Annotated in this window: 21 protein-coding genes; 17 read left to right on the forward strand and 4 right to left on the reverse strand. The window is 41.2% G+C overall.

What is annotated here, in order from left to right; all coding sequences use genetic code 11:
• Window positions 1-27 precede the first annotated feature (27 nt).
• Window positions 28-939: a LysR family transcriptional regulator gene (locus ODU55_RS01575; RefSeq protein WP_398581651.1), complete on the reverse strand. Its 912-nt coding sequence runs from the start codon at window positions 937-939 to the stop codon at window positions 28-30.
• A 183-nt stretch (window positions 940-1,122) separates the two neighbouring features.
• Between ODU55_RS01575 and ODU55_RS01580 the strand changes: the two genes are divergently transcribed.
• From ODU55_RS01580 to ODU55_RS01650, 15 genes are all read left to right on the forward strand, one after another.
• Complete coding sequence (locus ODU55_RS01580; protein WP_398581711.1) at window positions 1,123-1,920, forward strand: dihydroorotate dehydrogenase electron transfer subunit; 798 nt, start codon at window positions 1,123-1,125, stop codon at window positions 1,918-1,920.
• Window positions 1,921-1,929: 9 nt separating this feature from the next.
• Window positions 1,930-2,871, forward strand: a complete 942-nt coding sequence (locus ODU55_RS01585; protein WP_398581652.1) for a dihydroorotate dehydrogenase — start codon at window positions 1,930-1,932, stop codon at window positions 2,869-2,871.
• Between the two features lie 165 nt (window positions 2,872-3,036).
• Entirely contained in the window at window positions 3,037-3,732 is a 696-nt protein-coding gene (gene pyrF / locus ODU55_RS01590) for an orotidine-5'-phosphate decarboxylase (RefSeq protein WP_398581653.1), read from the forward strand.
• Window positions 3,725-4,051: an inorganic diphosphatase gene (locus ODU55_RS01595; RefSeq protein WP_398581654.1), complete on the forward strand. Its 327-nt coding sequence runs from the start codon at window positions 3,725-3,727 to the stop codon at window positions 4,049-4,051. The genes pyrF and ODU55_RS01595 overlap by 8 nt, the downstream gene beginning before the upstream one ends.
• Window positions 4,052-4,189: 138 nt before the next feature.
• Complete coding sequence (pyrE, locus tag ODU55_RS01600) at window positions 4,190-4,822, forward strand: orotate phosphoribosyltransferase (protein ID WP_014637891.1); 633 nt, start codon at window positions 4,190-4,192, stop codon at window positions 4,820-4,822.
• A gap of 108 nt (window positions 4,823-4,930) precedes the next feature.
• Window positions 4,931-5,857 carry a glycosyltransferase family 2 protein gene (locus ODU55_RS01605; RefSeq protein WP_398581655.1) on the forward strand — a complete coding sequence of 309 codons (927 nt, stop codon included), beginning with the start codon at window positions 4,931-4,933 and terminating at the stop codon, window positions 5,855-5,857.
• Window positions 5,858-5,866: 9 nt separating this feature from the next.
• Window positions 5,867-6,520: a uracil-DNA glycosylase gene (locus ODU55_RS01610; protein WP_398581656.1), complete on the forward strand. Its 654-nt coding sequence runs from the start codon at window positions 5,867-5,869 to the stop codon at window positions 6,518-6,520.
• A gap of 39 nt (window positions 6,521-6,559) precedes the next feature.
• On the forward strand, window positions 6,560-7,828 hold the full coding sequence (locus ODU55_RS01615; protein WP_398581657.1) for a dihydroorotase: 1,269 nt from the start codon (window positions 6,560-6,562) through the stop codon (window positions 7,826-7,828).
• A gap of 130 nt (window positions 7,829-7,958) precedes the next feature.
• On the forward strand, window positions 7,959-10,073 hold the full coding sequence (gene nt5e, locus ODU55_RS01620; RefSeq protein WP_398581658.1) for a cell surface ecto-5'-nucleotidase Nt5e: 2,115 nt from the start codon (window positions 7,959-7,961) through the stop codon (window positions 10,071-10,073).
• Between the two features lie 50 nt (window positions 10,074-10,123).
• Entirely contained in the window at window positions 10,124-10,798 is a 675-nt protein-coding gene (locus tag ODU55_RS01625) for a Maf family protein (RefSeq protein ID WP_398581659.1), read from the forward strand.
• Between the two features lie 329 nt (window positions 10,799-11,127).
• Window positions 11,128-11,616 carry a YkgJ family cysteine cluster protein gene (locus ODU55_RS01630; protein ID WP_398581660.1) on the forward strand — a complete coding sequence of 163 codons (489 nt, stop codon included), beginning with the start codon at window positions 11,128-11,130 and terminating at the stop codon, window positions 11,614-11,616.
• A 236-nt stretch (window positions 11,617-11,852) separates the two neighbouring features.
• On the forward strand, window positions 11,853-12,704 hold the full coding sequence (gene ylqF, locus ODU55_RS01635) for a ribosome biogenesis GTPase YlqF (protein ID WP_398581661.1): 852 nt from the start codon (window positions 11,853-11,855) through the stop codon (window positions 12,702-12,704).
• Window positions 12,691-13,470, forward strand: a complete 780-nt coding sequence (locus ODU55_RS01640) for a ribonuclease HII (RefSeq protein ID WP_398581662.1) — start codon at window positions 12,691-12,693, stop codon at window positions 13,468-13,470. Before ylqF ends, ODU55_RS01640 begins: the two co-directional genes overlap by 14 nt.
• A complete protein-coding gene (locus tag ODU55_RS01645) occupies window positions 13,467-14,477 on the forward strand; it encodes a YdcF family protein (protein WP_398581663.1) in 1,011 nt (336 codons plus the stop codon). The genes ODU55_RS01640 and ODU55_RS01645 overlap by 4 nt, the downstream gene beginning before the upstream one ends.
• 8 nt (window positions 14,478-14,485) lie before the next feature.
• Complete coding sequence (locus ODU55_RS01650) at window positions 14,486-15,802, forward strand: glucosyltransferase domain-containing protein (RefSeq protein ID WP_029187276.1); 1,317 nt, start codon at window positions 14,486-14,488, stop codon at window positions 15,800-15,802.
• A gap of 376 nt (window positions 15,803-16,178) precedes the next feature.
• Here the strand turns inward: ODU55_RS01650 and ODU55_RS01655 are convergent, their stop codons facing one another.
• From ODU55_RS01655 to ODU55_RS01665, 3 genes are all read right to left on the reverse strand, one after another.
• Complete coding sequence (locus ODU55_RS01655) at window positions 16,179-16,829, reverse strand: hemolysin III family protein (RefSeq protein ID WP_398581664.1); 651 nt, start codon at window positions 16,827-16,829, stop codon at window positions 16,179-16,181.
• Window positions 16,819-17,265, reverse strand: a complete 447-nt coding sequence (locus ODU55_RS01660; RefSeq protein WP_398581665.1) for a DUF1836 domain-containing protein — start codon at window positions 17,263-17,265, stop codon at window positions 16,819-16,821. The genes ODU55_RS01655 and ODU55_RS01660 overlap by 11 nt, the downstream gene beginning before the upstream one ends.
• A gap of 96 nt (window positions 17,266-17,361) precedes the next feature.
• Window positions 17,362-17,673 carry a rhodanese-like domain-containing protein gene (locus ODU55_RS01665; RefSeq protein ID WP_398581666.1) on the reverse strand — a complete coding sequence of 104 codons (312 nt, stop codon included), beginning with the start codon at window positions 17,671-17,673 and terminating at the stop codon, window positions 17,362-17,364.
• Window positions 17,674-17,802: 129 nt separating this feature from the next.
• On the opposite strand from ODU55_RS01665, the gene ODU55_RS01670 reads away from it, so the two are divergent.
• Together ODU55_RS01670 and dprA are read left to right on the forward strand one after the other, a co-directional pair.
• A complete protein-coding gene (locus ODU55_RS01670) occupies window positions 17,803-18,360 on the forward strand; it encodes a sugar O-acetyltransferase (protein ID WP_398581667.1) in 558 nt (185 codons plus the stop codon).
• A 60-nt stretch (window positions 18,361-18,420) separates the two neighbouring features.
• Window positions 18,421-19,263 (forward strand): DNA-processing protein DprA, encoded by an 843-nt coding sequence (gene dprA / locus ODU55_RS01675; protein ID WP_398581668.1) that lies wholly within the window; start codon window positions 18,421-18,423, stop codon window positions 19,261-19,263.
• Window positions 19,264-19,305: the final 42 nt, after the last annotated feature.

Here is a 19,305-nt window from a genome sequence, read left to right on the forward strand (position 1 = left end):
ATTTTGTTTGTCTATATAAAATGGTATTTATTTTTGGTCGAATTTTACCTCTTCAAGTAGGTAATTGATAAATTTTTCTCCCATGTCGGACAGCAATGCCTTTTCATGTTGGATATAGACCAATTCAATCTCATCATCAAATTCAAGTGGAATAGATACGATATTATCCCCATTAAGATTTGAATTTAAGATACCAGTCGCAATTGTATAGCCATCCAGACCAATTAAGAGATTAAAGAGGGTGGCTCGGTCGGAAACAACGATCGATTTTTTATGGTGTTCCTGTGCCAAAATCTCTTCGGCAAAGTAGAAGGAGTTATGGATACCTTGCTCATAGCTGAGATAGGGGAAATCCACTAAATCATCAAGAGTGATTGATTTCTTCTGTGCTAAAGGATTTGTCTTGCTGACAAATACGTGTGGTTTCGCAGTAAATAGATGCGTATAAGATAGGCGGTTATCGTCCAAGAGTTTTAGCAAAACATCACGGTTAAAATGGTTGAGGAAGAGGACACCGATTTCTGAACGGAAATTTTTTACGTCATCGATGATTTCCCATGTCCGTGTTTCCCGTAAAAATAGTTCGTAATCTTCTAGGTCTGTTTCTTTCAAAAGGGATACGAAGGCGTTGACCACAAAGGCATAGTGCTGTGAAGACACGCTAAACAGTTGTCGCTTGGCATTTGGATTTTTATAGCGATCTTCCAATAGTTCTGTTTGTTCTACGATTTGACGAGCATAAGAAAGAAATTCCATACCATCTTTTGTCAAAGTAATTCCTTTGGAATTGCGTAGAAAAATCTTGATATCCATCTCTTTTTCCAAGTCACGAACGGCATTGGAAAGGCTGGGTTGGGTAATGAAGAGTTGCTTGGCAGCTTCGTTCATACTGCCAGTTTCTGCGATTTTGATAATATAGTACAATTGTTGAATTCTCATACTTCTATTGTAACATGATTTGACAAATTATTTTAAAAAATGTATAATTCTAACAATTTATCCTTTAATTGAGTCCAGAGAGGCGAAGAAGGGAACGTGATAAATAGGGCAGATTGTGCCTTCTTTTCGTGTAACCTTGCTAGCCAGCAAGGTTTTTTCTCTATATCGACTTTCTTGTTTTCTGTGTTTCATAGAATAGGAGAAAAGATGATTTTAAAAGAACAGATGTTAGTTGTTGACCAAGTCCAACTTGCTCCACGTATATTTGCTATGATCTTGCAGGGTGATATGGTCCAAGATATGAAAATGGGGCAGTTTATCCATATTCGTGTTCCAGATGATTCCATGCTCTTGCGGAGACCAATATCTATTTCCGAGATTGATCGGAATAAGTCTCAATGTCGGATTATTTACCGAGTGGAAGGTCAAGGGACGGAAGTCTTTTCGAAAATGACTGTTGGTCAGTATTTGGATGTCATGGGACCGCTTGGGAAAGGGTTTGAAGTAGACTTTCTCAAAGAAGGTGACCGCATTCTCATCATTGGCGGGGGAATCGGTGTTCCTCCCTTGGTGGAAGTAGCCAAACAGGCGGCGAACCGTGGCGCCAAAGTCACGTCAGTCATTGGCTTTGCCACCAAAGAGGCCGTCATTTTGGAAGAGGAATTAGCCAAGTATGGTCAAGTTTATGTCACAACGGATGATAGTTCCTATGGGCGTAAGGGGAATGTCGCAACGGTCGTTGAAGAGCTGACAAACGAGTTTGCAGCCATTTACTCATGTGGGGCGCCAGCTATGATGAACTATGTTGACCAACGCTTTCAGGAACATCCTCATGCCTACATTTCACTGGAGGCTAGGATGGCTTGTGGGATGGGGGCGTGCTATGCCTGTGTTGTCAAACCCAAAGAGGGACAAGAACACGAGAACAAGCGTGTCTGCAAGGAAGGTCCAGTCTTTGCGACTGCTAGTCTGATTTTATAGGAGGTTGAGATGAAGAAACGATTAGCCATTTCCTTGCCAGGCTTGGACTTGAAAAATCCCATCATTCCAGCCTCTGGCTGCTTCGGTTTTGGTCAGGAGTATGCAGATTATTATGACCTTAACCAGCTTGGATCCATTATGATTAAGGCGACTACCCGTCATCCTCGTTATGGCAATGCGACTCCCCGTGTAGCCGAGACACCAGCAGGTATGCTCAATGCCATTGGACTTCAAAATCCAGGCGTTGATGTAGTCTTATCCGAAAAATTACCATGGTTGGAACAGCATTTTCCAGACTTGCCTATCATTGCCAATGTGGCTGGTTTTTCCAATGAAGAATATGCCTATGTGTCAGGGAAAATTTCAAAGGCTCCAAATGTAAAAGCAATTGAACTAAATATTTCCTGTCCCAATGTGGACCACGGAAATAATGGTCTTTTGATTGGACAGGTGCCAGAATTAGCCTATCAAGCAGTAAAAGCAGCAGTCGAAGCCTCATCTGTACCTGTTTACGTTAAGTTGACACCAAGTGTGGCAGACATAACCCTGTTGGCCAAGGCTGCTGAGGATGCTGGAGCGACTGGCTTGACGATGATAAATACTTTGGTTGGTATGCGATTTAATCTCAAAACTCGACAGCCAATCTTGGCAAATGGTACAGGAGGAATGTCAGGTCCAGCAGTTTTTCCGGTTGCTCTCAAACTCATTCGTCAGGTTGCTCAGATGATTGATTTACCAATTATTGGTATGGGTGGTGTGGATACGGCGGACAAGGCTATAGAGATGATGGTTGCAGGAGCTTCAGCTGTAGGGGTAGGAACAGCCAACTTTACAGACCCATTTGCCTGTCCAACTATTATCAAGGATTTACCAAAACGTATGGATGTTTATGGGATTGACACATTAGAAAATTTACGCCAAGAAGTTAGACATAGCTTGGGTAAGCGTTGACAAAGGTAAAATAAAAGAGTAATATAAAAGAAACTAACTCCTTTAACTATGTCCAGAGAGGCTGGGAAGGTGTCATGTAATAGGCTTGAAAGGTGATTTTCAAGCTGAATTCGTGCACATCCCTGACCGATTTGGCAGGGATTTTTGTGTAAATGAAAGGATTTTATGAAAGAAACAAGACCAATTATTGCCCTTGATTTTGCAGGAAGAGAAGAGGTTGAAGCTTTCCTAAACGAGTTTCCAGCTCAGGAAAAGCTTTATGTGAAAGTAGGAATGGAACTCTACTATGCGGAAGGACCCAGCATTATTTCTTATCTGAAAGATTGCGGACACAGCATTTTCCTAGATTTAAAATTGCACGACATTCCAAATACCGTTGAGTCTACTATGAGGGTCTTGGCCAAGCTAGGTGTGGATATGACCAATGTCCATGCAGCAGGCGGAGTGGAAATGATGCAGGCTGCTCGCAGAGGATTGGGTTCGGACGCTGTGTTGATTGCTGTTACACAGTTGACGTCAACTTCCGAAGAACAAATGCGCAGTGACCAAAATATCCAGACTAGTTTGCAGGAAGCGGTTGTTCATTATGCTCAAAGAGCACAAGAAGCTGGTCTTGATGGGGTGGTTTGTTCAGCGCATGAGGTGGCTTTGATTAAAGATGCCACAAGTTCTGATTTTGTGTGCCTGACACCTGGAATTCGGCCAAGTGGTGGAGAAATCGGTGATCAAAAACGAGTCATGACACCAGCAGATGCCGCTCGAATCGGTAGTGATTATATTGTGGTTGGTCGTCCCATTACCAAAGCAAAAGATCCTTATCAGGCCTATCTGGCTATTAAAGAGGAGTGGAATCGTGGATGAGGTTTATCAGGTTATCATCGATAGACCTCTCGGGTATATTGATAAATTTGGCAACCAGTACCCTATCAATTACGGCTATGTTCCAAATCTATTGGCTGGAGATGGTGAAGAGCAAGATGTTTACATCATTTCCAAAGCTGTTCGGCAGTCTTTGACAGCTTTCGAGGGGAAATTGGTCGCGATTATCCATCGCAGAGATGATGTTGAGGATAAGTGGGTTCTGACAGGTCTTGATGAAAAACTTACCGTGACAGAAATAAAAGAGAAAACCAATTTCATTGAACAGTATTTTGATTCATGGATTGAAATGGTGGACTAGGAGAAGTCTGTAAGAATTCGACAGGGGATAAATATAGTTTTTTGTAGGGTTCATAGATTGAACCAATACTTTAGGAGTGACAGGCTATTCGGCGGGATGGTCATGTTGGAATGGTACGCATTTAGAAGGAGGTCTATTATGACACTAGCAACAGAAATCGCATCACACTTATTGGATATTAAGGCAGTTCATCTGCGTCCTGAAAAGCCGTTTACATGGGCATCAGGTATCAAATCCCCTATCTATACAGATAATCGTATTACACTATCTTATCCTGAAACTCGAAATCTGATTGAAGATGGCTTTGTCCAACGTATTGAAGAGGAATTTCCTGAGGTTGAGGTGATTGCCGGAACGGCCACAGCAGGTATTCCCCATGGTGCTATCATTGCAGATCGGATGAATTTGCCATTTGCTTATATCCGTAGCAAGCCAAAAGACCATGGTGCAGGGAATCAATTAGAGGGGCGCATCGTCAAGGGACAAAAAATGGTTGTCGTTGAAGACTTGATTTCAACTGGAGGGTCTGTTCTAGATGCCGTAGCAGCAGCTGAGCGTGAAGGCGCTGACGTTATTGGTGTTGTGGCAATCTTTACTTATGAATTGCCAAAGGCAGATCGTAATTTTGACAATGCTGGCGTGAAATTGGTGACGCTCAGCAATTATTCAGAATTAATCAAAGTCGCAAAAGTACAGGGATATATTAATGCAGATGGTTTGAATCTGCTTAAAAAGTTCCGTCAAAATCAAGAAACTTGGCAGGAAGACTAGATTTAAAACGAGCCCACGCACGATTTCTGGGAACTTATCCTGTAAAATGGTATAATAGTCTCTAACGTATTTTGAGAATACAATAATTGACCGTATGAGGAGAAGAACATGATTTCAGTTATCGTGCCTTGTTTTAATGAAGAAGAGGCAATTCCCTATTTTTACGATGCTATGGAGAAAGTTCGTAAGGAGATGGGGGAACAATTTGAGTATATTTTTGTCAATGATGGTTCAAAGGATAGGACATTAACGGTTTTACGCCAATTGTCTGGTCAAGACCGAGCTGTTCGCTATCTTTCCTTTTCAAGGAATTTCGGGAAAGAAGCTGCTCTCTATGCAGGTCTACAAGCTGCGCAAGGTGAGCTAGTGACTGTCATGGATGTTGATTTACAAGATCCACCTGAAATGTTGATGGAAATGAAGGCTATGTTGGATGGAAATCCAGATTTAGATTGCGTTGGAACCCGTCGTGTCAGTCGTGATGGTGAGCCACCGATTCGAAGCTTTTTTGCAAAATTATTCTACAAATTGATGAATAAAATCAGCCAGGTCGAGGTAGTAGACGGTGCCCGTGATTTCCGTCTCATGCGTCGTCACATGGTGGGTGCTATTCTATCTGTGTCTGAATACAATCGCTTTTCAAAAGGCATTTTTGCTTGGGTTGGATTCGAGACAGAATACTTGCCATATGAAAATGTTGAGAGGGTCGCTGGTGAAACTAGTTGGTCTTTCTGGAAATTGCTTTCTTATTCTATTGAAGGAATCATCAATTTTTCAGATACACCTTTGAATATTGCTTCCTATACAGGTTTCTTCACCTTCCTGTTGTCGCTAGTTCTAATGGTTTTTGTGGTTTTCAAAACCTTGGTGTTCGGAGATCCTACAATTGGCTGGCCGTCGACTATTTGTATCATCCTATTTTTGGGAGGTCTGCAGTTGATGACCATTGGTATTCTCGGTAAATATTTGGCAAAAGTTTTCTTGGAAACGAAGAAACGTCCGATTTATATTGTTAAAGAGAAAAGTTCAAACTAGGAGCAGTTTATGGAACATTCAGCTTGGCACGAATTGATAAAGGCGCAGTTGCCAGAGCATTATTTTTGTAAAATCAATCAGTTTTTAGATCATGTTTATGCTGGTGGAACCATTTATCCGCCTCGTGAGAAGGTATTTGCTGCCATTCAAACAACGGATTTGGAAGAGGTTAAAGTGGTTATTTTGGGACAGGATCCCTATCACGGACCTGGTCAGGCACAGGGCTTGTCATTTTCTGTTCCGAACTCGGTACCAGCTCCGCCATCTCTTCAAAACATTTTAAAAGAATTGACGGATGATATTGGCGTCAAACAAGATCATGATTTGACAGCATGGGCGGAACAAGGTGTTCTTTTGCTCAATGCTTGTTTAACTGTTCCAGCAGGTCAGGCCAATGGACATGCAGGGCAAATTTGGGAGCCTTTTACGGACGCTGTTATTAAGGTGGTCAATAGCTTAGACCAGCCTGTCGTCTATATTCTTTGGGGTGCTTATGCCCGCAAGAAAAAGGCGTTGATAACCAATCTAAAACATCTGGTTATCGAATCTGCTCATCCAAGCCCTCTTTCAGCCTATCGAGGTTTCTTTGGCAGCAAGCCCTTCTCACAAGCAAATGCCTACTTGACTTCACAAGGCAGAACAGGAATTGATTGGCTTCGATAGTAGATGGTAATGGCTTTGGTACTACAAAGGAGAATATGAATGTTATTAGTGAAAAATGGTCGAGTGTTGGATCCGCAATCCGGTTTAGACAAGGTTTGCGACATCTTGATGGACGGAAGTAAGATTGTTAAGATCGCGGAGTCGATTTCTGCTGACGTTGAACAGGTGATTGATGCGACAGGATTAGTCGTTGCTCCTGGTTTGGTCGATGTTCATGTGCATTTTCGGGAGCCTGGTCAGACCCATAAAGAAGATATTCATACAGGAGCTCTTTCTGCAGCAGCGGGTGGTTTTACTTCTGTTGTCATGATGGCTAATACCAATCCGACGATTTCAAATGTTGAAACCTTAAAAGAAGTATTGGATTCCGCTAAAAAAGAGGCTATTCACATTTATAGTGTGGCAACCATTACAGATCATTTCGATGGGCAAAACCTGACCGATTTTCCTGCTTTGCTAGAAGCTGGAGCGGTGGCCTTTTCGGACGACGGTATTCCTTTGACAAATGCTGGCGTGGTTAGAAAAGCTATGAAATTAGCCAAAGAGCAGGGCTGTCTCATCAGTCTGCATGAAGAAGACCCTGACCTGAATGGTGTCTTGGGATTAAACGAGCAAGTAGCTGAAAAACATTTTCATGTTTGTGGAGCAACTGGCGTAGCAGAATACAGCATGGTCGCTCGCGATGTCATGATTGCCTATGAAACGGGTGCGCGTGTTCATATCCAGCATCTATCCAAAGCCGAGTCGGTCAAGGTGGTTGAATTTGTTCAAGGTCTCGGAGCAAACGTCACGGCAGAAGTAGCACCCCAACATTTTTCACGAACTGAGGACTTACTTCTAACAAAAGGTGCCAATGCTAAGATGAACCCACCACTACGATTAGAAAGTGATCGCTTGGCTGTAATTGACGGGTTGAAATCTGGTGTTATCTCTGTCATTGCGACGGATCATGCTCCTCATCACGCAGATGAGAAAAATGTAGAAGATCTCACAAAGGCCCCATCAGGAATGACAGGCTTGGAAACCTCGCTTTCACTTGGTTTGACGCATCTGGTGGAAGAAGGGCATCTGACACTCGTGCAATTGCTGGAGAAAATGACGATTAATCCAGCCAAGCTCTATGGCCTTGATGCTGGCTATCTTGCTGAAAATGGCCCAGCTGACCTTGTTATTTTTGAACCAAATGCAAATCGGTTGGTCACAGCGGATTTTGCCTCGAAGTCTGCAAATTCTCCGTTTGTTGGTGATAGTCTGAAAGGACAGGTCCTTTACACCATTGCAAATGGACAAATAGTATTTGGTAAATAGGAAAAGAGCGGATTAGATAGCTAATTCGCTTATTTCGAACCTTTTTGACATGTAAGCGATTTTAATGTTTTTGTTTTTTGTTAAAAAGTGTATAATAGGGATATAAAAAATGCCGAAGAAAGGTCTATTTATGAAAAATAAAAAAATCTTGTTGCCTGTAATGTCTACACTCTTGTTGGCTCCATTTGTTTTAGCTCAACAAGTACAAGCTGCTGAGACAACAACTGCAGCTACCACAACCAATCAGCCAGCAACGACTGATGCAACTGCTACGGTACCAGCAACGTCAGTTGAAAACGTAGCAACGGAGGAAACTGTTGTCCCTGTTGCGGAAGAAACAGTAGAGGCAGTCATTATCCACACAAACGACGTTCACGGTCGCATTCTTGAAGAAAAGAATGTCATCGGTGACGCAAAGGCTGCGGCAGTCATTGAAGAAGAACGTGCCAAAGTAGAGAATACAATTGTAGTAGATGCTGGTGATGCCTTCCAAGGACTTCCAATTTCCAACTCTACAAAAGGTGAAGACCGCGCCAATATCATGAACCAAGTCGGCTATGATGCAATGGCTGTTGGTAACCATGAATTTGACTTTGGGATGGATCAAGCAATCAAGTACAAGGAAACCTTGAACTTCCCGCTATTGAGTGCTAACACTTACGTTAATGGCGCTCGTGTTTTTGAAGCTTCAACTATCGTCGATAAAACTCCAACTGTTGTAGGTGATGAATTTGTAGTTATCGGTGTAACAACACCTGAAACTGCTACAAAAACCCATCCGAAAAATGTTGAGGGAGTAACATTTACCGACCCAGTCACAGAAGTCAATAAAGTGATTGACGAAGTGGAAGCACGTGCTCTAGCAGATAACCGTGTTTACAAGAACTATATCATTCTAGCTCACCTAGGTGTCGATTCTACAACACCTGTTGAATGGAGAGGCTCAACTCTTGCTGAAGCACTTTCTAAAAATAGTAAATTAGCTGGTAAACGTGTTATTGTTATCGACGGTCATTCCCACACGGTAGAAGCTACTACCTATGGGGATAATGTTACTTATAATCAAACAGGCTCTTACTTGAACAATATCGGTAAAGTAACCTTGAAATCCGATAAATTATTGGGTGAAGCTAGTTTGATTTCTGCCGCGGATACTAAAAATGTGACGCCAAATGCTAAAATTGCAGCCTTGGTTGATGAAATTAAAGCAAAATATGAAGCTGAAAATGCTCAAGTAGTTATTGAAAATAACCCAGTGGAATTAAACGGAGACCGCTCAAACGTGCGTGTTCGTGAAACCAACTTGGGGAATGCAGTGACGGATGCAATCTATGCCTATGGTCAAACAGGATTTTCAAACAAAACTAGCCTTGCTGTGACTAATGGTGGTGGTCTACGTGCAACAATTGCTAAAGATCAGCCTGTTACAAAAGGTGATATTATTGCAGTTTTACCATTTGGTAACATTGTTTCTCAAATCACTGTGACTGGTCAGCAAATTTATGATATGTTTACCAAGTCTTTATCATCTACTTTGCAAGTGAATCCAGAAACTGGCGAGATGCTTTTAGATGAAAATGGTATGCCACTCTTTGAAGCTAGTGGTGGATTCCTACACATTTCAGGAGCAAATGTATTCTACGATCCAACTCTTCCTGTAGAAGAACGTGTTCTTCTTATCGGTATTCTTAATCCAGAGACTGGCGAATATGACGCCTTGGATCTTGAAAAAAACTACTATTTAGCAACAAATGACTTCCTTGCTGCTGGTGGTGATGGCTACACAATGCTTGGTGGAGCACGTGAAGAAGGTCCTTCAATGGACAGCGTCTTTGCTGAATACCTAAAGACAGCTGACTTATCAGCTTATGAGGTTGTCAACCCATATTCACGTATCATTCCTGTAAATTCAAGCATTGATACGGATGAAGATGGCTACCCAGACTTTATCGAAATTTTATTGGATACTGATCCAGGAAATCCAGCATCAAATCCAGAAACTGTTCCAGCCGAAAATATAGATTCACCATCTAATCAAGTACAAAATACTTCAGCAACGGACAAGAAGGTCCCAGTTGATTCTCCGAAAGTAGGAGATAAAAAACCAGAAGTAGCAAGTCCAGCAAAAACTACAAAAGCAGGAGTCTTGCCAAATACTGGTGACCAGATGAATCTGACGCTCAGCCTATTTGGACTTGGTCTTGCTGGACTTGCAGTGACCGTTCGTCGCCGTAAAACAAACTAATAGAATGGCAGAAACAGGGTCTTAGGGCTCTGTTTTTGACTGGAGGAAATATGCAAACTGTATTTAACTATCAAAAAGAAGGGAGTCGTGAGCAGATTAGTTCTTACGTTCTGCTCAGCAACTCCCCGCGTCGTAAACAATTATTGGGATTTTTACAACCACAAATCGCATCAGTTGAAGTGGATGAGCGTGGTATCGAAGAACATTTTATGAAACAATTCGCTACAGATGATTTTCTCACTCGAGCTGCAAAAACTTGTTGTGAAATTTCCAAAGCCAAATCGGACATGGATTTGGTAACTGGTCATCTCTACATTTCTGCGGATACAATCGTCGTGTCAGATGGGCAAATTTTTAACAAGCCTCAAGATTTGACAGAAGCTGAAACCATGTTACGTTCCTATTTTGGAAAGAGTCATCACGTTGTAACGTCTGTCTGCCTACGGACAAGTCACTCACTGGATGTTTTTTATACGGTTGCACAGATTGATTTTGTCGACTATTATCCAGCCCTTGAAGAGGTTATTCAATCATATATCCGTGAAAAACAGCCACTCGACAAGGCAGGTGCCTACGGTATTCAGGAGCTTGACCCACGCTTTATAGCAGGTATTTCTGGGGATATTCACACCATTATTGGTCTACCTGTAGCCGAAGTTTCCCACAGGATTTTTGGGAGTGGGAAAAAAGAGTTCGTCAAACAAGTCTTTATTTCTAGTTGTTGAGCTGAAACAGTCTATTCCCAGACTGTTTCACTCCCACCCCCGCACAGCTCAAACTGTCTGGGAGACAGTTTGAGGTTGGAGATAGAGCGAACTTTGTTCGCAACAGTCGTAACGGTCAGATTTGGAGTGTGAAACGCGAATTGCTGAGATTTGCTTTGCAAATCTTATCTCCAACCTTTAACAGTCCACTGGACTGTTAAAGCCAATCAACCACTGCGCTGAGATGCTGACACTAACCTTATTAAGTGATGCTATAATTTAGCTCAGCAGAAAAATAGCAGAGCTCAATAGCTAGTTTGTGGTATAATAGTGGTCGAAAAGGAGAGTTTATGACCGTCGACATTGAAAGATACAAGCAATTGGCCCAGCAGAAGCAAGGAGAACATCGAAAATTTCTAGCAAATTTGAAGAAAAAAACACCTAAAAATTTGGATAGAATTGTTCAAGATATTCATGCCGAAGTATTTTCTGAAATCGACTGTACAGAGTGTGCCAACTGTTGTAAAACGTTGGGACCGCTCTTTACAGAAGCAGATATTACCCGAATTGCCAAGCATTTGCGCATGAAACTTCCAGTTTTTGAGGACATGTACTTGCGTGTGGATGAGGACGGAGATAAGGTATTTCAATCCATGCCCTGTCCCTTCCTTGGAGGCGATAATCTATGTAGTATCTATGATGCTCGTCCCAAAGCCTGTCGAGAATTTCCGCATACTGACCGCAAGAAGATTTATCAAATCAACAATTTAACAATAAAAAATACTCTGATTTGTCCCGCAGCCTATCTCTTTGTCGAAAAGTTACGGGAGAGAATTTAAGAGGAACAAGTAAGACAAAATATTGATTTTCTGCTATAATAATAAAAAACCAAGCCGTTTTTACGGCTTTTTTCAATGAAGTAAGATGAAGGAGTATCCTATGGCAATAATCCAATGGTAAAGTGTTGGCTTATGAAATGTCATGGTAATCGAAATTTTGGTGCCTATTTGGTGCCTAGATGAAAAATAAAGGCAGCAAGTGCCTCAAACCCTTGCTACGAAAGGAATTTTATTAAATGGCAACAATTCAATGGTTTCCGGGCCATATGTCCAAGGCTCGCAGGCAGGTGCAGGAGAACATCAAGCACGTTGATTTCGTGACTATTTTGGTCGATGCCCGCCTGCCCCTATCCAGCCAAAACCCCATGCTGACCAAGATTGTCGGCGACAAGCCCAAGCTCATGATTCTCAACAAGGTCGATTTGGCAGACCCTGTTCGTACCAAAGAATGGCAGAGCTACTTTGAAGGTCAAGGCATTCGTACCCTTGCTATCAACTCAAAAGAGCAAGCGACGGTGAAAAAAGTGACCGACGCAGCCAAGAGTCTGATGAAAGACAAGATTGAACGCCTCCGCGAAAGAGGGATTCAAAAGGAGACCTTGCGAACCATGATTATCGGTATTCCAAACGCTGGAAAATCCACCCTCATGAACCGTCTGGCTGGAAAGAAAATCGCCGTTGTCGGTAACAAACCAGGTGTGACCAAAGGTCAACAGTGGCTCAAGTCAAACAAGGACCTTGAAATCCTTGATACACCAGGTATTCTCTGGCCTAAGTTTGAGGATCAGGAAGTTGGACTTAAGTTGGCTCTGACTGGTGCGATTAAGGACCAACTCTTGCCTATGGACGAGGTCACTATTTTTGGTTTGGACTATTTCAAGGTGCATTACCCAGAACGCTTGCAAGAGCGGTTCAAGGGCATGGATTTGGAGCAGGAAACGCCTGAACTCATTATGGACTGGACCAAGAAATTGGGCTTCCGTGATGATTATGACCGTTTTTACAACCTCTTTGTCAAGGATGTTCGGGACGGGCGTTTGGGCACTTATACATTGGACAGGGTGAGTGACTTAGATGGCAACGATTAAGGAAGTGACTGCTCTGCTGGCTCAGGTAGACAGTCTTGACAGTCCTGTCTGGTCGGACTTAGCTCAGGACGTGCGAGCAGGGGTCCATGCTGCTATCAAGAAACGCCGTAAGGAGCTAGAAAATGAAGCAGCAGAAGATGCTCGCTTAGAAGCTATGCTATGCTACGAAAAAGCCCTTTATGAAAATGGGGTAGAGTTAATCGCTGGTATAGACGAAGTCGGCCGGGGGCCTCTAGCAGGTCCTGTGGTGGCAGCGGCGGTTATCTTGCCCAAAGGGTGCAAAATCCGCTACCTCAACGACTCCAAGAAAATCCCCAAGTCCAAGCACGAAGCTATCTATCAAGAAGTCATGGAGAGAGCAGTGGCAGTCGGTGTGGGCGTCAAAGACGCAGCTGTCATCGACCAGGTCAACATCTACGAGGCGACCAAGTTAGCTATGTTAGAGGCTTTGGGACAGTTGAGCCGAGAGCCTGAACATCTCTTGATAGATGCAATGAAGTTGAATACCTCCATACCGCAAACCTCTATCATCAAGGGGGATGCCAACAGTCTGTCTATCGCAGCTGCCTCTATCGTGGCCAAGGTGACGCGGGACAAGATGATGGCGGATTACGCCAAGGAGTTCTCAGACTACGGCTTCGCCAAAAATGCAGGCTATGGAACGGCAGAGCACTTGGAAGGCTTGAACAAGCTAGGCATCACGCCCATTCACCGCAAGACCTTTGAGCCCATTAAGTCTATGGTAACAGGAGGACATACGTCGTGACATTCTTTTTCTGGTTATTTTTAGCAGCTATCGGTCTGTTTGCTCTCGTCTATTTCTGGGAGCGGCGGTCGATTTTTATCTCACTGTTTGCCTTGAATATCCTCGTCTGGGCCTTGGCATGGATTATCTCAACAGGCATTCTCGAAAACAATGAAATCTTGCGTTTGCTGGCTATAGCCATGGCGATGGTGCTCTATTTAGCCTTGTTAAGTGGTCCATTTGTCTTGCTTTTCACACTTTATCTGAATGGCTTTCAGATTTTGAAGAGAGAAGGGGTTCGCTTCCATAATTTCCTATCCATGGGACTGGCGGTTGCCCTGACTTACTATCTCTTCATCGCTCCCTTTGTGGTTCAATCCCTTTCAGGCATCAGCTTTTTCATCATGCTGTTCCTCTACGTTAGTTTTTTGGTGTCCTATGCGATTATCATCAGCATGCTCTATACCACGTCTAGCTTTGTCAATTTGGTCAATCTCTTCCCAGGCAAGCTTGATTATGTGGTGGTCTTAGGTGCGGGCTTGATTGGTGACAAGGTAACGCCACTTTTGGCTTCGCGGATTGAAAAAGGCATAGCGATCTACAAGAAACATCCTGGCAGCAAGCTCATCATGTCAGGTGGACAGGGACCTGATGAACTCTTGGCAGAGGGGCAGGCCATGGCTAATTATGCCATGGAACAGGGTATTCCTGTGGAAGATATTGTGATAGAAAACCAATCAACCAATACCGAGGAAAACTTGAAATTTTCCTATGCCCTGATGAAACCTGGCAGTCGATTTGCCCTTGTAACCAATTACTATCACGTTTTCAGAGCTCTGCTATTGGCACGACAATTGAAAATCAAGTGTATCGGCTACGGTGCAAAAACCAAATTTTACTTTAGCCTTAATGCTTTCATTCGGGAATTTGTTGGCTATGTGGTCATGAGTCGAAAGGCGCATTTGGTATTTTTGAGCATCGTGTCAGTCCTTTATCTGATTGGAATGATTATCAGTTTAATGCATTAGGAGGAAAAATGAGATTTTTTATACGATTTAAAGACTTGATTTGGGCCTATCTCCTTCCAATATTATTTTTGGGGCACTTTATTATCTTTCCAACTGTTGGGATTGATACAGAAAATGCAATTCTTCATTATGACTATTTGTTATTTTCTTGGGAAACAATAGGACGGATTGGTCTAGTTGGTTTGAAAAAACTCTTTTTTCCAACAGGATATTCTCCAATTTTAAATAACCTAATAATGATAATAGGGCTGGGTTTCTTTTTGTACTTTGTAAGTAAAAAATTAAAAGTTCATCTTATTATATTTTCTCTAACTTTCTTATCCTTGCCGATTACTTATTTTCAGATTTATTTTCAATTACAAAATGCAGAAGTGGTTTTTACCTGTTTATTGGTAGTTTTATCTGCTTATTATTTTTCAACATCAACCAACTGGTATACTTGGTTGATTCCGATTTTAATATTTGGATTCGCCATTAGTGTTTACCAATCTTTTCTGGACTTTATAATCGCTAGCACTTCTTATTTTTTACTACAAAATAAGGATACATTGAAACCACGGTTAGTTATATTGAAACTCTTTTTAGCACCTTGTTTTAGTTTGGGGGTGTATTGGTTACTTAACCACTTATTCAATCAACAAAATGGAAATAGTGATTACCTTCATATTTTGTTTTTAAGTAAAGTATCTCTATTGGCGATTGTTATCATAGTTTTTGTTACTATTTATTTTTTATTTGAATTATTTTCGAAAAAGATAGATATGAGCAGTTTTTTTCTTAAATCTGCATTTTATTGTTCACCTTTCTTAACTTTAGCTGCTGTAGGAAATTTGCAATACCGTGCTTTATTTCCTACGTTTCCATTTGTAGTAGGTATTATCTTTTCGTCAATTTATTATGGTAAAAAGAAAAAGCTAAAACATTTCATAGAATTATCCTTGATTACTTTCACAATGATTACAGTCTTTTTGGTATATCAGAATTACCGTCAGTATCAAGACGATCGCAACTTGGCTCAAACAATTAAGAAAGCAATTCCAAACTCTGACTATCGTGTGCAATTTATTGGTAAGTATCAAGGAAATCGAATTCCATTTATTATTGCTGGAGAACCAGTTGGTAAGAGTTTCTTTTGGTGGGATCCTTTACCAAGTCAAGGACGAAGTGATAACTTTTTAAAGTTAGAAGGTGTGAACTATATTCCTTCAACAATAGAAGAGAATCAAGAAATCAGTCAACAATCTATATCGTTTTATACCAATCCAAATACAAGTTGGATACAATTGGATGACGTAAAAAAAGTAGTGTATATTATTTTTGAATAGTTAGTATTATGATGAATCGAATTCAGTTTGTATACTAAGGTATTCTAATAGCAGTAGAAAAACGCATAAAACTATACGTTTCACTTATAACGATGGTTTTATGCGTTTTATTTTTTGTTTATACTGATACTCAGTTAAGTTCAAAAATAGCAAGCGTAAATTATTTATAATACGCAAAACTGTTCTATTTATGTTCGAGTTACGAATCATTAATTTTAAGCATGTTGTTTTCTTTTGAAAAAATTCAAAATCGAAACCATCTACATCTACTTTTATTGGTAGATAGCTATTTTTGATTTTAAATGAGTATGAATCACCTGCTCAAGAAATTTCAAAAGTAGCCAAGTATCAATAATCTGTGAACTCGTAACATAGGTCACAACATAAAGTAGACAATGGCGATATACTGAAGTGCTGAAGCCAGTAGGATAAAGAGATGCCAAATCATGTGGAAGTAAGGCTTTTTCTTGGCGTAGAAGAGGGCTCCAATAGTATAAGATAAACCACCAGCTAGCATCAAAATTCCGAAAACAAGTCCAGTCTTTTGCAGAATAGCTGGCAAGATAAAGACAACCAACCATCCCATAAAGAGATAGAGGAAAAGGCTGAATTTTTCATTGATTTTTTTAGCAAATATTTTGTAGAGAATACCGAAAATGGTCAATCCCCATTGCAAACCAACAATTAGATATCCCAACCAGCCACCGACCAAGGAAAGTGCTACAGGTGTGTAACTTCCAGCGATAGCAATGTAAATCATGCTGTGGTCGATAATCCTTAGGATGTATTTGTGAGTAGAAGCATAAGGCATGGAGTGGTAGATGGAGGAGGATAGGAACATGAGAAATAGGCTGATGACAAAGATGGACATGCCGACCACAGCGGTCACGTTATAATCTTGAAAAGAATGGATAGCAGTAATGGGGAGTAAGACCAACATAAGCAAGGCACCGACTGCATGGGTGACAGTATTTGCGACTTCTTCGCCAAAAGACAATTTCAGGCTTAATTTCAAACTAGGATTCATGGTGACTCCTTTCTAACTCCATGGTGAGTTGACGGGTTTTGTAATATAGTTTAACAGACTGGCAGGCATAACGAATGATGTCAGGCGTTTCATCGCTCTCCTCATTTCGCATGCAGTCAACAAAATGATTGTATAAGGTTTCAGAGTTGTTCGAGTGGAGAAGAAGATTTAAGGTCTGACTGATTTCTTGAATAGAAAAGACATTTTTTAAGATAGTCAAGGCAATCAAGCGGGCAACTTGCTGTTTTTGATATTTTTTCTTAATTGGTTTTTCAAGCTGTTTATGTTTGACGTAGTTGTTTATCATAGAGGCCGTCAAACTTTTTTGTTCCAATAGCTCTGATGAAGTGGTCGTCTGATTAACATACAGCAGAACTTGGTCTAAATATAAATCTAAATCAGGTAATTTATGCCAGTAGGGAATAGTTTGTTTCATGATTATCTACTTTCTTTTATCTAGTATCCATAACTAGATTATATAATTTTTAAAAAATAAAGTAAAGAAAAAGGGTACTTCCTTTCCGAAATACCCTCATTTCACAATCAATCCGTCCCAAGCATCCATGCCACCTGCAATATCATTTGCCTTATATCCCTTAGATGACATGATTTCTCTGGCCAGCTTGCTACGTTTTCCGCTCTTACAGATGAGGAGATAGTGTTGGTCGACTGGTCCATCAAATGTGGCAATCCGATCCATGGGACAATTAATAGCACCATCAATATGACCAGCTGAATATTCTTCTGGGTCACGAACGTCTAGTAATTGCACCGATTCAGTTTGTATCAACCCAAGCAATTCTGCAGTAGTCAAAGTTATAGTTTGTTCATGTTTTTCTTGCATGATTCCCTCTTTCGTTGGTTTAAATTAATAAGAACAATACCAAATCTTAGCTGGACTTGTCAAGAAGGATTGACTTTTAGAATGAGAAATCCTATGATTAGTAGTAAGAATAAAAAAAGGAGTAAATATATGCCTACAGAAAAAGAAAAGATGATAGCTGGGCAATGTTATATGGCGGCAGATGCTGAATTGAGAGAGATGCGAACCTTTGCCCGCCAACAGATGAAAAAATTTAACGAAGAATTAGATGGTCAAGCCCGTTCGGAGCAATTGAAAAATTGGTTTGGAGCTACAGGTGAGCGGATTTACATGGAGCCAAATTTCTACTGCGATTACGGAAGTAACATTCATGTCGGAGAGGATTTCTATGCTAATTTTAACTGTACTATGCTTGATGTCTGTCCGATACGAATTGGGAAAAATGCCATGCTCGGTCCCAATGTGCAATTGTTGACACCCTTGCATCCCTTGGACCCTGACGAACGCAATTCTGGTTTGGAGTACGGGGCTCCAATTACCATTGGAGATAACTTCTGGGCTGGTGGCGGTGCCATTATCTTACCAGGTGTGACCTTGGGCGATAATGTGGTTGTTGGAGCAGGAGCAGTTGTGACCAAATCTTTTGGTGATAATGTTGTTTTAGCGGGTAATCCTGCGCGTGTGATAAAAGAAATACCTCAAAAATAATTCTTCCATTTGGGAGAATTTTTTCTTTCCCTTGCGAATAATAATAGTGAGGTGAAGAAAATGAATAATTTTGAATTGTTTAAATGGAAAAAAGCAGGCTTGACCAATCTTAACATTAATAAAGTTTTGGCCTATCAAGAAAAACACGGTAAAAAATTGACTTTACGCAATGTTGCTGTAGTGTCTGAATGTAAAAATCCAGTGCTATTTATGGAAAATTATAAGAATCTAGATACAAAAGCCTGTCGCGAGGAATTTAACAAGTATCCTTCCTTTTCAATTTTGGATGAGGTCTATCCTTTGGCTCTCAAGCAGATTTACAATCCGCCTGTACTTTTGTTTTATCAAGGGGATTTAGAATTGCTGGAAAAATCAAAGCTAGCAGTTGTTGGAACTCGAAATGCCAGTAAAAATGGAGTTCAGTCAGTTCAGAAGATTATCAAAGAACTCAACAATCGCTTTGTCATTGTTAGTGGTTTAGCGAGAGGAATCGACACTGCAGCACACATCGCCAGTTTGAAAAATGGAGGCCGAACCATTGCTGTAATTGGATCAGGTTTGGATAAGGTCTATCCCAAAGAAAACAAGGACTTGCAGACCTACATTGGCAAACACCATCTGGTACTGACAGAGTATGAACCGGGTGCCCAGCCACTCAAATACCATTTCCCAGAACGGAATCGGATCATTGCTGGTTTGGTAGAAGGGTTAGTGGTTTGCGAGGCAAAATTGCGGTCTGGTAGCTTGATTACTTGCGAACGTGCCTTGGAAGAAGGAAGAGAAGTTTATGCCATTCCGGGTTCTATTTTAGATGGAAAATCAGATGGCTGTCATCATTTGATTCAAGAGGGGGCAAAGTGCATTACATCGGGCTTGGATATCCTTTCGGACTATCAATTATAAAATAAGTTTTCCTATAGGAAAATAAAAATCTTGACACTGATT

Source organism: Streptococcus sp. 2022WUSS037 (assembly GCF_044427225.1).
Classification (GTDB): Bacteria; Bacillota; Bacilli; order Lactobacillales; family Streptococcaceae; genus Streptococcus.

Excerpts from the sequence above, each read along its gene's own strand:
- ODU55_RS01630 (WP_398581660.1), top strand. The coding sequence starts at position 11,128 with ATGACCGTCGACATTGAAAGATACAAGCAATTGGCCCAGCAGAAGCAA.
- ODU55_RS01650 (WP_029187276.1), top strand. The coding sequence starts at position 14,486 with ATGAGATTTTTTATACGATTTAAAGACTTGATTTGGGCCTATCTCCTT.
- nt5e (WP_398581658.1), top strand. The coding sequence starts at position 7,959 with ATGAAAAATAAAAAAATCTTGTTGCCTGTAATGTCTACACTCTTGTTG.
- ODU55_RS01670 (WP_398581667.1), top strand. The coding sequence starts at position 17,803 with ATGCCTACAGAAAAAGAAAAGATGATAGCTGGGCAATGTTATATGGCG.
- ODU55_RS01655 (WP_398581664.1), bottom strand. The coding sequence starts at position 16,829 with ATGAATCCTAGTTTGAAATTAAGCCTGAAATTGTCTTTTGGCGAAGAA.
- ODU55_RS01640 (WP_398581662.1), top strand. The coding sequence starts at position 12,691 with ATGGCAACGATTAAGGAAGTGACTGCTCTGCTGGCTCAGGTAGACAGT.
- ODU55_RS01615 (WP_398581657.1), top strand. The coding sequence starts at position 6,560 with ATGTTATTAGTGAAAAATGGTCGAGTGTTGGATCCGCAATCCGGTTTA.
- ODU55_RS01625 (WP_398581659.1), top strand. The coding sequence starts at position 10,124 with ATGCAAACTGTATTTAACTATCAAAAAGAAGGGAGTCGTGAGCAGATT.
- dprA (WP_398581668.1), top strand. The coding sequence starts at position 18,421 with ATGAATAATTTTGAATTGTTTAAATGGAAAAAAGCAGGCTTGACCAAT.
- ODU55_RS01605 (WP_398581655.1), top strand. The coding sequence starts at position 4,931 with ATGATTTCAGTTATCGTGCCTTGTTTTAATGAAGAAGAGGCAATTCCC.
- ODU55_RS01575 (WP_398581651.1), bottom strand. The coding sequence starts at position 939 with ATGAGAATTCAACAATTGTACTATATTATCAAAATCGCAGAAACTGGC.
- ODU55_RS01610 (WP_398581656.1), top strand. The coding sequence starts at position 5,867 with ATGGAACATTCAGCTTGGCACGAATTGATAAAGGCGCAGTTGCCAGAG.
- pyrE (WP_014637891.1), top strand. The coding sequence starts at position 4,190 with ATGACACTAGCAACAGAAATCGCATCACACTTATTGGATATTAAGGCA.
- ODU55_RS01660 (WP_398581665.1), bottom strand. The coding sequence starts at position 17,265 with ATGAAACAAACTATTCCCTACTGGCATAAATTACCTGATTTAGATTTA.
- ODU55_RS01585 (WP_398581652.1), top strand. The coding sequence starts at position 1,930 with ATGAAGAAACGATTAGCCATTTCCTTGCCAGGCTTGGACTTGAAAAAT.
- ODU55_RS01665 (WP_398581666.1), bottom strand. The coding sequence starts at position 17,673 with ATGCAAGAAAAACATGAACAAACTATAACTTTGACTACTGCAGAATTG.
- pyrF (WP_398581653.1), top strand. The coding sequence starts at position 3,037 with ATGAAAGAAACAAGACCAATTATTGCCCTTGATTTTGCAGGAAGAGAA.
- ylqF (WP_398581661.1), top strand. The coding sequence starts at position 11,853 with ATGGCAACAATTCAATGGTTTCCGGGCCATATGTCCAAGGCTCGCAGG.